Origin of the sequence: Vibrio sp. 10N.222.47.A9 (assembly GCF_963872585.1) — a bacterium.
Classification (GTDB): Bacteria; Pseudomonadota; Gammaproteobacteria; order Enterobacterales; family Vibrionaceae; genus Vibrio; species Vibrio splendidus.
The window spans coordinates 17,689-30,577 of sequence record NZ_CAWNBB010000055.1 but is presented as its reverse complement, the minus strand read 5'-3'; the positions used below and the strand labels follow the sequence as shown (position 1 = coordinate 30,577).

The window sequence follows — 12,889 nt, the reverse complement described above, 5'->3', positions numbered from 1 at the left end:
AGTGAAGATTGATAAAAGTTAGTTTGCCGAAAGGACGCTATTGTTGTTTCTAAAGACTGTCTTTCATTGAGCCTAGAAACGCCCTTGGAGACATGCCAAAGTGCTGAGAGAAGCGACGACTGAAAGCAGACACATCACTATAGCCCACATTTTCAGCAATCAATTGAACCGGTAAATCGGTATGAGTTAACAAGGCTTGGGCTTTCTCCATACGATAGCGAGTGATGTATTTAAGCGCACTGATACCCAGACATTCTTTGAAGCGTTTTTTAAATTGAGTGGGACTCAAACAGGCCGTTTCTGCAAGCTGTGAAATGGATAACGGTTGCGTGTAGTTATCCGCTATCAACCTTTGTACCGCCCGGATTCTTGGGTCGATGCTCTTGCTCACTTGTTGTTGCTCTAACAGCAGTGAGAACACCTCCACGATTGATGACTCAATACCACTATCGACCTGATATTCCAGCTGCTTCTCAACAAACAACAAGAAGCTCATCAAAGGTGGCGTTATCGTGAAAACCGAGAGCTCATGCTCCAACAAGTGCTGCGGCAACTCCGCCATATCCGCGACAATAAACCGCGCGGCTTCATCCGCTTTAAACGCATGCGCAGTGGTTACCGGAATTACGACACATTCGCCCACGGCCACTTTGCCGACATACCCCACCATCTCGATATTGATACTGCCTTGGATCGGCAATACCAATTGATGATGGTCATCATGAGCATGAGTATTAAATTGCTTGGTGTAAGATCGAATGCTTAAGCTAGATTTCATGAGCAACGCCGGAGTACATTTCGCTAGGTTCAAGTAAGAGATACAACGTTACATTATCACTTCCCTAGAGTCACACTCAATGCACATCAAATTCATACTAGCTAAGTGACATGATCAAAAACGACCTCCAAATAAGAGGCCGTTTTGATTAAAAAGCGTCATTCACATAAAGGTTAGAATGACACTTGGCTGTCTTGACCAACAGTGACTTGCACACCATTTTCAGCTTCGTATATTGCGAACCCAGCGGCTAGTGGCGCTGCATTGTCTTCATCACTGTCATGCTGCGCAGTACAGGTATAACCTAATGAATAAGTACCTGGATCAATAAAGCCCAGTGAGAATTCAAAATTAGTTTGGTCTTCACCAAGCACAACGGAAGCTGAAGTGACGGGTTTTACTTCCTCACTACCACCAATCGGTGTCATGTCATCTTTGTCGATGTTGCCTTCATACAAGTAGACCGCCTGAACAAAGGTGTTATCGGTTGTAAGCCTACAAGCATCAAAGGTTTGCTTCGCAACAGTACCTTCAATATTTCCGGTCTCAACCGTATTGATAAGGCTTACAGACGTTCTTTGAATAGTGTAATCAGGGAAAGTCGAACTGTTCTTTAGGCCGCGTCGAAGATCGAACTCGACAACAAGATCGTTACTTTGCTGGTTCACATTAAATGAGTTATTAAAGTAAAGTACGCCAGCGTTATCTTCTTTACCCACACCTTGCGGGCACGCGCCTTCACCTTTCACTGTTAACTCACGGGTCATATCATCGTTTTCTATCACGTAAGATGGATCTGTCGGGTGATCGCCATCATTCGCAAACACGCACAACTTATAACTGCCGACCGGAATGACCTCATTTTCAATCAAAGGAAGCGCCTCGCTGCCTTGGTAATCCAGCAAATTCACACTTAATGGAATCGGATCCTCACCATCTGGCAATGGATCGCCATTTTCATCAACGTAATCGCCGTTTTCGTCCGTTTTATACACATCATAAATCAGTGGCGAACCTCCCCCTTGAGGAAGTAAAGCGACCTTACTGAATGTCACAGTTACGTCTTTAACATCATCAATGGGCGCATCACTCACGCTCAAAGCAATGGGTGTCGTGCTGCTTGATGAACCTGAATCACCGCCACAACCAACAAGCCCAGCCAGCACAAGGCTCGCTAAAGCGGTTTCCTTTAAATACTTCATAACTAATTTCCTATAAATCACTGCTCAATAAAGGGCTTAGTTTGTTGCCCTCTTATTCTTTTCCTTAATGTGACTCATAGACAAACCGCGCTTATGGCCCAAATCGGCTAGCCCTATTATTTAGGGCTGTCTTCATCCAAAAACTCTGTTCATCAAGGTGCACATCTCAGGTCGCACATAGGTTAATTAAGTCTAGTAAGTAAATTGTCAGTAGTCGCACATATTTGGCAAGGTTGCTGTCAATTGTGTTGGAATGGTCGGTATGTATAAGGTCGGCGAGGATGATTGGATGCAATCAAATCAAAGTCAAAAATCGCCACCAAGATCAAAAAAGGCCGTTAAGACAGCCTGTTGCTGAACTTAAACGACCTTTTTATTGAATGTGGATTAAGCTAATTCGATATTAGCTCATTCAAATTCACTTATTTTTGAAGTTGCTCTTTAGCCGCTTCAACCTTAGAAAAATCTAGGCCAAGCTCTTCAACTGCTTCTTTGATTAGCGCAGGGTTTTGCATTACCTGACCCATCAGCATTTGAAGTTTGTCTTGAGGTAAACCAAGTTGGCTGATTGTCGCCATTGCTGCAAGAGGGTTCTCTGTCAACGTCTTGAAAATCTCGCTGATCTGCTCGTCGCTAATATTGTTCTCTTTCAACATTGCTAAAATCGGGTTCATTTTTTTGCCTTTGAAACACTAAATTAAGTAGGAGCACAGCATACCATCTAGCTGTGCTCGATTGTACTAGCAAGTGAAGCTTTGGTTTAACGCGAACTGTGCTTTTCCCAAACGCAAATAATGCTTGGGCTTAACGAGATTCCAATGGGTAAGAACGGTAGCTCCACATGCCATAAGTTCTTAGAGCATCACGGTAGATACCTAATAGCTCACCACTGCTCGCTTTCTTAAGATCTTCTAGCGGCTTGTCTGGGTAAGAAACCGTATCGAAGGTAATGCCCTGAGGGCCAGTTTGCCAGCTCGCGATCTCAAACAGAGTTTGACCACGACGAACATGGCTTGCCGAGCTGATAATGGTCGCATGTTTAATATCATGACGAGCAAGCGCATAGCTACTGAACAAGGCGTTGCCTACCGTGCTGGTCGCGTAGTTCTCTTCAATGATGCGGTCTTTGCTTACCCCTTTTGAGATAAGCCAATCCGCCATTAACTTGCCTTCTGTCTTATGGTTCTTAGGCACGCCGCCGGTTAAGACGATCATCGCATCAGGGTTCGCTTTCGACATTGCTAATGTTGTTTCAAGACGTTCAATCAGGATTTGATGCATAGAGCCATCAGGGTTAAGCGCGTAGCCCAAAGTGACGATGGCACCGTGGTCATCCAATAAACCTTTGTCTGCCGACTCTTTCAGTGGTGTTTCTAACACGCGGTCGACCGTAGCAAAAATACGCTTGGTGTCTTCGGCTTTGCCCTTGTTCAGGTTTTCCAGTTTCTCCATGTGCTTGTTGGATTCACTGTCATTGCCTTCAAATCTTTGCCAAACAGCAAGATACGCATGTAAGTCGACATCGTCTGGCGCAACCGTCAATGCTTGCTCAAACAGCTCAATAGCGCGCTCTGCATTCTTGTTGTAGATCTGAGCGTTCGCTGCCGAGATCAACAAGTCAGTACGGTAAGGTTCTAACTGGTACGCTTCTAACAATCGGTTGGTCACAATTTCCATGTTGCTTGGCATTTTAGCCGTGAAGCCCGCGTGTGAAATTCTTGCCGGAGACTTAAACGCCTGCAACGCATCAAGAAGTAGTTGGTCGACAACTTGTCGCTTAGTCACCAACTGCGCGTAGTCCGCAGAAGCCTGTACAGCACCATCGTTAGCAGCAAAAGAATAAGGTGTTGCGCCAAAGGCTAGCATGCCACCAAGAGCGAGGGCGATAATGTTCTTTTTCATGGAAAGATCCTGTGTCGTTAAGTGTTCACATCAGATTTGTTCACCAATGTAAGTCCCTAAGATTAAAAAACCGTGAACCACACCAGAATCTCCGAGGTTAATATTCATTTGTTGCATAAGGTGTGGCTGCAGATCACGATTTTATGTGCCAGAGTAAGCTCAAATATCCAGATAGCTTCGAGTTATGAGGAGCTCCTTTAATTACTTTGGAATATTTAACTTCGCATCCCACCTGCCTATTCCATCTAAATCCGTAAGCTTCGAAGCTCAGCCTCGAATCTAAACGTGCGTTTTATGTTCATTATTTCAGCAACTTAAAACGCGCCCCCCCTACCAGTCCACGCTCATTCACGCTCACATGACCAGTTCAAAAGGCACAGAGTTTGATATCAAATCGATCAATTCACAGAAAATTCAAAAATCAGTTATTGAACGGTCGTTCAAGTGGTGCTTTAATGAATGACCAATACAAGGAGTTACCCCATGCTTAAGTTCTATTTTCACCAAACACCCAACCCAATGAAGATCGCTCTGTTTTTAGAAGAGACAGGCCTAGATTTTGAACTTGTTCCTGTCGATACCTTAAAAGGCGAACAACACACACCGGAATATCGTTTGATCAATCCAAACGGCAAAACGCCCGCGATTGAAGATGAAGGACAACGTGTATTCGACTCTAACGCTATCCTGCTGTACCTATCTGAGAAAACAGGCAAACTAGCTGGTCAGCCAGAAGACAGAGCTGAACTATTATCTTGGATGATGTTTGTCGCCAGCGGACTTGGTCCATACTCAGGCCAATCAGTACACTTCCGTCATGCTGCACCAGCAGGCTTAGATTACGCGGTAAATCGTTATCTTCGCGAAGCACAACGTCACTACGAAGTGTTAGAGAAACACATGGAGGGTCGTGAGTTTTTCGTCGGAAATGAGTACACCATCGTCGATGTCGCTGCATGGGGTTGGATTGATAAAGCACCTTTCGTGCTTGGTGAAGAAGGCCTAGAACCTTACCCGAACTTGAAGCGCTGGTTCGATGCAATCAACGCCCGCCCTGCTGCACTGCGTGCTCGCGAAATCGGCAAAGGCATTGAGTTTAAAACCGAACGTGATGAAGAGGCACTTAGAGCGTTATTCCCGTCTAACTTCGCTGAATAGCAGTAACAGTAACAAGAACTCTATTACCGACACTCACCAGTTAAGCGTTCAGAACATGAATACGAAGCTCAGTTCCGTGCTGAGCCGTATTGTCAAAACTGAACTTGATTGGTGAGTTAAGCTCGTCCTTCAATCAAGTTCGCCTGTTATAAAGTTCGCCTGTTATAAAGCTCGCCTGTTATAAAGCAATTCTTATCTATTTCCTTTAAAGCCTTTAGAAGCAGTACCGACTCTCGATTTCAAACGTGTAGAAACAGACGTTGCGCGAATACGACCAACCACTGTCCAGAAAATAATAAATTGAGTAATGAGTAAGGTCAGCATCTTAAAAGAACCTCATTTCTAACGGCTTTGACTGCTTGGTTTTTCGCCTTTTATGGATATAAATAAACACTAACTTTATAACTATGATTGTCATGACTAACTCGATGATGAACAAAGGAGCGCTTATTCTACAAATTGAATGACATCAGACATCACAGAAGGCTTACATATCAGTTATAAAAATATAAACAAAAAATAAAGTACTACTTATCAATAGCTTGTTACTAAAATCCATATCGACAAGGTTTATTGAAATCAAAAACGGCTTCTATTCATTTCTCGTATTATAAAACGATAATCGTTTGATGATGCGCACATTCAAGCAACTATGCACAATAACGGCTCATCACAATTGAGGTCGTTATGCCGAACTTTCTAGTCCACATTTTTAATACACTAAAGCAATATGATTTGCTGCTTGCCCTTGTATTTATTCTTGCCTATTGGCTTCTCAAGCGCTTTATTTCGACGACCGTTATCAACCTTGCACAGTAAAGTCTGTCGCGACGACACGCACAATGTTCATCATTCGCTGCTTCAACATTTTCTCGTTCATACTGTTGTTTGCGACCTATATCATCGTCAGTGGAATTGGCTATGGGAACTTCACCATTTTCATCTCGTCCTTGGTGACGGTTTTTGGTGTCGCCTTCATCGCCCAATGGTCAATTCTGAGTAATATCACCGCGAGCTTTCTGATCTTCTTCGTATTCCCTTACCGAATTGGCGATTCAATAATTGTTGCAGATGGTGATGATATCGAAGGAAAGATCCTTGAGATTAAGATGTTTCATACTCTAATCAAACACCCAAGCGGCAACTTAATTGCTTACCCAAATTCTCTGCTGTTGCAGAAAAGCGTAACTAAGGTATTAAAGAAGAACTCTCCACGTACAGAAAGGCCTCGGTAACCGAGGCCTTATCATGTAATAGAGAAGCGAAACGCATTAGTTAGGTTTCAGTTGCTGTTTCTAGTGCGATTGCTATTTCCAGTGCGGCTGCTAATTCTAGTGCTACCGCTTTTGTCTGCTTTTAACTTTCACTATTTACCGTCAACATCGAGTTTGACGCCCTGAAGTTGTTCAATCAGTTTGTCTAAATTACTGTCAAAGAACAACGGACCGGCTAGCGTCAATGCAATCGGTGAAGAAGTATTTTGTGTCGCTTGTAAATACAACTCTTTGGCGCCCGTGATGTGGCCACGCGCCTCTTCTGCTTTAGCCATTAACAGATAAGTCAGAGGGGTATGTTGATTGTAAGGAATCGACAACAAAATCTGTAACGCCTTATCAGGATCACTTTGAGACAGCGCTAATATTGCGTTCGCTTCACAAACACGAGGATTGTTTCCTCGCTTAAGAATGGCAGACAAAGACGAGGAATATTGCTCGTTCAACGCCTTAATTCTAGGTTGAATATTTTCCTCATCTTTAGAGAAAACCGCCAGCACTTCACTTATGTAACTCACCGAAATAGCATAAGCGTTATCTGGAGCCAGCGCTCTGGCCTCTCGAAAATGCTTAAGCGCCATATCAAAATCCACGGTGCTGTAAGAAACCCCGGTCGCAGACATCAACGCCTTGACCGATTCTTTATCCTGAGGAAAAACAGAAATATTGCGCTGTAACTCTTCTTCAGGCACATCGATATACATAGCACGCAATAGATCGTCGATCATCGCTGGAAACGTCTCATGGAAACGAGCAAAGTTGGTGGAATAACGACGATTTAAATGCACGCCTCCCGACGCTCGGTTAACATACTTCACCAATAAACGTGTTTTCTTGCCGTCACTGCTTTTTGCCGTTGAGATATTAAACTCAATCGCGGCCAACTTCTTATGCTCATCAGACTTAACCACTCTGATATTGCTATAAAAACCAATATGTTCAATCAGTTTAATTACGATTCCATAGAGCTCTGGCTGCGCCTTAACCTCTTCCGTTACATTCAATACAACATAACGAAATTCATAATGACTTAATGAGTGAGCCGAGCCTACTTGCGAAGGACTTTGTTTGTTCTGAGAAAACCACATATATGATGATTGTAAAACAATGACAACCGCCAAAAGCGCCAGTATGTAATGCAACTTTCTACTTCTTGGAGAATTTTCTGATGGCTTTACATATCTCTCTTCCCGACCTTCTCTTTCGACAAACTCTTGGGTTTCAAGCGTTGCTTGGCGTTCATTAACATCAAGCTGCTCAGTTTTTTGGAGAGCAGGTTTTTGGAGCTCTACTTTCTCAACTTTCACTTCACCATCAAATCGGTAGCCACGCTTTGGAACGGTAACAATATAACTGCTTGTCCTTTTACTGTGTGTTTTCAGAACTTTTCGTAGTTCAAATACCGCCTGAGTGACAACTTGATCAGTTAATACACTGCCATTCCAAACCTCCTCAATTAACTCATCACGCGTATGAGTCAAACCCGGGTTCAAACATAAGAACTCAAGCAACTTAGTGAGGCGGTTATCAATCGTAATACACGAATCAGCAAACTGAATTTGCCCTTCGTTAGGCATAAACTGCCACTCATCTACGATAAAACTGATGTTTTTCTCAAGCATTCACGTTCACTCACTCTTTATGGCTCTTCTTATCGTCTAAACATAGCTTCAATCCAATGATTTTTCTGATAATTTCGACCTGTTGTGTGTGATTTTTCACAATTTTCGTTTCAGCCGACATCATTCAGAAGCATTTCCATAAAATTCACGGCGGTTATTCTGAATAACTTAGAACAAGCAAAAATTAATACGAGTTATCCCAAAATTTTGTCAATAAAAATAGAGCCTAAATGACTGTAATGATTAACTTTATATTTTCTTGATATTGAAGTTATGAAACTTTATGAACTGGTGAGCTTTACGTTATGTCAGCGAATCACAAAATCTGCATGATAGCTCCACACCGCAAGTGAGGGGCGACATGCAAACGAGAGAAAGGCATAACGTTCCCTGTAGTCACTTGCAATAAGGACATAAGAATTGATGTAGACACATCACCCGCTGACGGATTAGGGAACATTAGTTAACCTTTATATTAAGAGCTTTAAACCATGAAACTGAACAAATTTATTCTTCCTATCGCTGCTATCTTCTTCGTAACTCAAGCAAGCGCTGACCCATATATTGGTGCTAGCTACCTATATTCTGAGTACCAAGCTGAAAGCGACAATACAGATTTCAGTGATGAGAATAGCGGCTACAGCCTTTACTTAGGCTACCAGATTAACGACCTACTATCGGTTGAAGCTGGATACGCGGATTTTGTTGATACACACAAAGATTTCGAACACATTTATTCAGACGCATGGTTAGCAAGTACAAAACTAACACTACCTATTACGATTTTTGACGTATACGGTCGTCTAGGTATCGGTCACTTCCAAAGTAACCTAGGTGATACAGATGACATTTACTACGGTGTGGGTACGGGTGTTACTCTAGGTCCTGTTCGTGTTGCACTGGAATACACAATGTACGAAGCAAAAATCGTAGACAACAGCTACGCACTAAGCGCTGAATTCCGCTTCTAATAGGGTAAACATTAAGGCTCCCTAGCCTTCCTTACACAATGAACACCATCAAGCCTCTGACATACCATCAGAGGCTTTTTGCGTTGAATTTAAAACTGAACGTGATGAAGAAGCGAAACGAGCACTGTTTCCTTCGAATTGTGAGAAGTAGAAGATGCTAGGGATTCAGTACTCTCCTAAGTGACAGCTAAGCCTCAAACAAAAAGAGCCGATGAAATCGGCTCTTTGATCTTTATACCAATCGTACATGGACAAAATATACATCTCTCGTCAAACAAAAAAGTTACACGAAAAAGGAACCATCACTGACGCTTAAAGGTAAATGTACCGATATACGCCCCCGTAGTTCGATGAATTCCATCAACAAAATCGGTATCAGAAATATTGGATGTAAGAAGCTCTATATTCATTTTCGGGGAACTATCTGAATTAGCAGACCCAAAAGTAACTCCACTATCAGTCCCCGAGTCATAAACCTTAAGGTCTACTTGAACTTGATCTACCCACGTTCCATTTTGGTAAAGGTTCAAGCTATCAACACCGACAAACCAATCCGGACTGGGAGCAACCATAGTAATTATGCTAACTAAAGGGAAATCTTCATCGATATCGAATGTTAATTCTAATTGACTCTGTCCATTAGGAAGTCCACCTCCTTCAATTAAGGATTGGCTGTTACCTAAATTTTGAATATCCCCAATTTCTGATTTGATGACATTAGTGCTGCCAGTCTCAGCTACTTCTTCAACACCAGGGCTAGATTGACTACCTCTTTGAAACAAGCTTGCTGATGTATTATGTGTCATTCCTATAAGTGGTGAGAAGTGGGAGTTTGAAGGGTAATTTGTCGGGAAGCTAGTCGAAGTCCAATTGCTCGAAAATGTGACTTTATACGATACTGCACTTTCAGGAATAGAAGAATTCGTAGAATCACTTGAGCCACCACCGCAAGCAGTAATTATAATACTTGATGCCAATAAGAGAGCGACTCTCCAGTTTAGTTGATTGCATTTCATAAGTTAGTTCCTATTCCTTAGATACAATTAATATAGACCTAAGAACAGTGATTAAAATTTCAACAAACATTCACAATACAAATAAAAAAACAATATTACCCAAAAAAGTCGCTGTAACCCTTAAGTATCAATGAATTGGTGATGATTCAGATCTCAAATATGGTTCTAAATAAATTGGTTCACCGCTTAAACAAAAAGAGCCGCAAAAAAGCGGCTCTTGATTTTCAAACTATTCGAACTCGTTCAGATTACTCTTTACCGAATACGTTGTTCTCTTGCTCTTGTACACGGATGAAAGTCGTACGCTTAGTTAGCTCTTTAAGCTTTGCTGCGCCTACGTATGTACAAGTTGAACGTACACCACCAAGGATGTCAGAAATCGTGTAATGAACTGAACCACGGTATGGAAGTAAAACAGTTTTACCTTCCGCAGCACGGTACTTAGCAACACCACCTGAGTGCTTGTCCATAGCCGACTGAGACGACATTCCATAGAACTTAGAAAAAACGAACACAACACATTATAAATCAATAGGTTAATTAAAATTAAATGTATATAAAAACAGTGATAATTGACGTTTTATCTCCATAAACAACACTGTTTTACAATGAATGCCGCCATTTTTGCCGCCACTTTTACATAACCCTGTTCATCAACGAATTATGATTTCGGCTTAACGCCATCACATCATCTACCAACTTCTCGATTTGCTTTTGCTGCATTTGCATTCGGCCTTGGAAGCTTTGGTATTCACTTTCATCCACTAATGCTAAACCATTCTCTCTAGCTTGCTGCTTGAGCAATTGTAGTTCAGGAGTTTGACTGCGCAGCTCATTTACCAAGTCTTGTTTAAGTATTCTTTTTGCCAGCGCATGTTCGAATCCATGCTCTTGGAACCAAGTATTGGTGTTGAAGACGGAATTGTAGTGCACATGAACTTTTTGGCTTGTTACGTTTTTCACCTTCGCCAACTCAAAAATTAAGTCGTTTAAGGAGAGGTCTTGCGGAACGGTTGAAGTTGGAAGTGCTGGAGCGGTGGGCATACTGTCGAACGCACGAATGACATTTAGGTGGAACTTTGGGCTAATCCACATCGCATAAGAGTAAACAAGTTCTTTGCATACCCAAGTGCCTGCATTCAACCCTCCACGTTTGGTGTTTATAGCAAAGCAGGAATTACTGCTTTGCTCAATTTCATTAACCAGTTCGTGAGTTTGCTGATTCTTGATAAAAAGACTTGGACGATGTCGATTGTATCCACCACTCGCTTTGTGCAGATCGTTTAGCGAATACAAATTATCGAGTGTGCGGATGTCTTTATTAACGATAGTTAGATTAGGCATGATGGCCCCCTATGCGACTTAATTAAATCACCACAAGAAGGTCCTAAACTTCGGGTGGTGAACTGAACAAGGTTAGGACTACCGCGCATAGGAACGGCCAGCCGAAGCTGCCTCGCCCAGCCCACCATAATGCTGATAGTACGTTTTTTAAGTAAAACGACTATGTTCAGGTGTGCCGAAGCCGCACATAAAAAAGGCCAGCAGAAGCTGACACTAATGTGCCCTATACAAAAGCGGGGTCCTAAACCCGACACTGGATTTTGCCAGTGTCGTTACAGGTTAACGATGTGGGAGATCGGTGTCAAACGTTTAATAACGTTGCATATTGTATAGAGCGCGGTTCTTACAATCCGCTTGCCTCACCCATGAACGTAGACAGGCTCGAAACAAAAATAATTCCAAGCTTCACTGAAGTAAAAACCTCATGGGAATCGATATCTAATAATGACAACCCTAAAAGATTTCCACTGTTCATAGAGATGTTAAGATCGACGGAACAATAAAGCGTAATGTCAGCTTATTACCACTCACGTAAATCTGTTTGGTCTTACTTCTTGGATAGTCTCAAACGAGAGTGATTTGAATAAAGAAGAGTGTCGAAAACCAAGTCCATTGTGCGTTTCCGGTGTTTTCAAACATTGTCTTCCCCATTGATGTTGATTCATACTGACCACGTTGATATCGCAGTCTTTGAAATCAAAGTCGAAAAACACATTCGTCGGCTTTTTATTCCATCTGCATACCAACACCCGCATCACCGTAAGAGTGGCTGCCTTCACTATTGCAAAAAGCGCCGCAGATGGGCGCAGGCCTGCGTAATATGCCTAAAAAGTTCAGGAGCCTTATCTGGGGCGACGTCCAAGGCTGTTTTTCTATTCAATTAAGCACGCTGGTTGATTGGTTAAACAGAGTTACTTGGGAATACCAGACACCACATCCTTTGGATGTGCGTATTCTACTACAAGAATGCACAAGCCAGTTTGTAGCACGGCTCTTGAGAGAGAGCCCATTGTTTTGTTCTTTTAAAAGAGCAAAACAATGTCCTTAAAAGGAGTTTAAATAATGCAAATTGTATACGGATATTGTCGTGAAGATGAGGCGGTGAGTTTATTAGACCGCTTTGTTGAACAAGGGGATTTTGTCAGCTTCAAAGAACTGGGCTCGGTCGGGCGTGAATACATGGCATTTGCTGCTTTGTTGCCTTTTACTGACCGCCTCCCCTTTCCTTTCTATTGGAAGGGCGTTCATTTCGTTTCGGTTCAAAAACAAACCCAATCAGTCCGTCATCTCACGCCTCCACCATCAAAGAATGCTCGCAAAAAACATTATCGTAAACTCAAAAACACCCTTATGACCCCTCAAAATTGGAAACAACACGTCAGTCGCAATCGCGGTTTGAAGTCTGTAAACGCTTCCTTGTTGCCTTTAATGTAATCAGGAAGAAATGGGGCTCAACTGTAACATGTGAGCCGTAATCGTGGTTTAAAGTACGCGAAATCTTGTCTGTTTTCTTTATGATGCGTGCCTATGTTGATTTTAACCTCTCTCCCCACGCTCCCTTTCATTGGCACGTCGCCCGGTGTCCAAGATCATTAGACCACTACACGGTCTACCTAGGACAA

General features: G+C 42.4%; 11 protein-coding genes and 2 pseudogenes. 4 read left to right on the top strand and 9 right to left on the bottom strand.

The features are described from left to right. Positions 1–49 precede the first annotated feature (49 nt). From AACT19_RS17930 to AACT19_RS17915, 4 genes are all read right to left on the bottom strand, one after another. The gene (locus tag AACT19_RS17930; RefSeq protein WP_076647829.1) at positions 50–778 is read right to left on the bottom strand and encodes a helix-turn-helix domain-containing protein; all 729 of its coding nucleotides are present in this window, start codon (positions 776–778) and stop codon (positions 50–52) included. A gap of 173 nt (positions 779–951) precedes the next feature. After that, a complete protein-coding gene (locus AACT19_RS17925; RefSeq protein ID WP_076647826.1) occupies positions 952–1,980 on the bottom strand; it encodes a DUF4382 domain-containing protein in 1,029 nt (342 codons plus the stop codon). 422 nt (positions 1,981–2,402) lie between these two features. Further along, entirely contained in the window at positions 2,403–2,654 is a 252-nt protein-coding gene (locus AACT19_RS17920) for a DUF2999 family protein (protein ID WP_009844829.1), read from the bottom strand. A 130-nt stretch (positions 2,655–2,784) separates the two neighbouring features. Continuing rightward, positions 2,785–3,882: a YdcF family protein gene (locus tag AACT19_RS17915; protein WP_076647823.1), complete on the bottom strand. Its 1,098-nt coding sequence runs from the start codon at positions 3,880–3,882 to the stop codon at positions 2,785–2,787. 483 nt (positions 3,883–4,365) lie between these two features. On the opposite strand from AACT19_RS17915, the gene AACT19_RS17910 reads away from it, so the two are divergent. Then, positions 4,366–5,040: a glutathione S-transferase family protein gene (locus AACT19_RS17910; RefSeq protein WP_076647821.1), complete on the top strand. Its 675-nt coding sequence runs from the start codon at positions 4,366–4,368 to the stop codon at positions 5,038–5,040. 192 nt (positions 5,041–5,232) lie between these two features. Here the strand turns inward: AACT19_RS17910 and AACT19_RS17905 are convergent, their stop codons facing one another. Then, positions 5,233–5,364: a hypothetical protein gene (locus AACT19_RS17905; RefSeq protein ID WP_267240634.1), complete on the bottom strand. Its 132-nt coding sequence runs from the start codon at positions 5,362–5,364 to the stop codon at positions 5,233–5,235. A 363-nt stretch (positions 5,365–5,727) separates the two neighbouring features. On the opposite strand from AACT19_RS17905, the pseudogene AACT19_RS17900 reads away from it, so the two are divergent. Beyond that, positions 5,728–6,275, top strand: a pseudogene (locus AACT19_RS17900) (mechanosensitive ion channel domain-containing protein). Between the two features lie 131 nt (positions 6,276–6,406). On the opposite strand, the gene AACT19_RS17895 reads toward AACT19_RS17900, so the two are convergent. Next, a complete protein-coding gene (locus tag AACT19_RS17895; RefSeq protein WP_076647818.1) occupies positions 6,407–7,936 on the bottom strand; it encodes a winged helix-turn-helix domain-containing protein in 1,530 nt (509 codons plus the stop codon). Positions 7,937–8,427: 491 nt separating this feature from the next. Between AACT19_RS17895 and AACT19_RS17890 the strand changes: the two genes are divergently transcribed. Further along, positions 8,428–8,907 carry a porin gene (locus AACT19_RS17890; protein ID WP_017094086.1) on the top strand — a complete coding sequence of 160 codons (480 nt, stop codon included), beginning with the start codon at positions 8,428–8,430 and terminating at the stop codon, positions 8,905–8,907. 302 nt (positions 8,908–9,209) lie between these two features. Here the strand turns inward: AACT19_RS17890 and AACT19_RS17885 are convergent, their stop codons facing one another. The 3 genes and pseudogenes from AACT19_RS17885 to AACT19_RS17875 all read right to left on the bottom strand — a co-directional run bounded on the left by AACT19_RS17885 (position 9,210) and on the right by AACT19_RS17875 (position 11,267). Beyond that, positions 9,210–9,923: a spondin domain-containing protein gene (locus tag AACT19_RS17885; RefSeq protein ID WP_019350644.1), complete on the bottom strand. Its 714-nt coding sequence runs from the start codon at positions 9,921–9,923 to the stop codon at positions 9,210–9,212. A gap of 248 nt (positions 9,924–10,171) precedes the next feature. Continuing rightward, a pseudogene (locus AACT19_RS17880) lies at positions 10,172–10,429 on the bottom strand (IMP dehydrogenase); the annotation flags it as partial. Positions 10,430–10,559: 130 nt separating this feature from the next. Continuing rightward, positions 10,560–11,267, bottom strand: a complete 708-nt coding sequence (locus AACT19_RS17875; RefSeq protein ID WP_017101260.1) for a KilA-N domain-containing protein — start codon at positions 11,265–11,267, stop codon at positions 10,560–10,562. Between the two features lie 1,062 nt (positions 11,268–12,329). Here AACT19_RS17875 and AACT19_RS17870 point away from each other — a divergent pair. Then, positions 12,330–12,701, top strand: coding sequence for a hypothetical protein (locus AACT19_RS17870; RefSeq protein ID WP_076647812.1), 372 nt, complete (start codon positions 12,330–12,332; stop codon positions 12,699–12,701). Positions 12,702–12,889 lie beyond the last annotated feature (188 nt).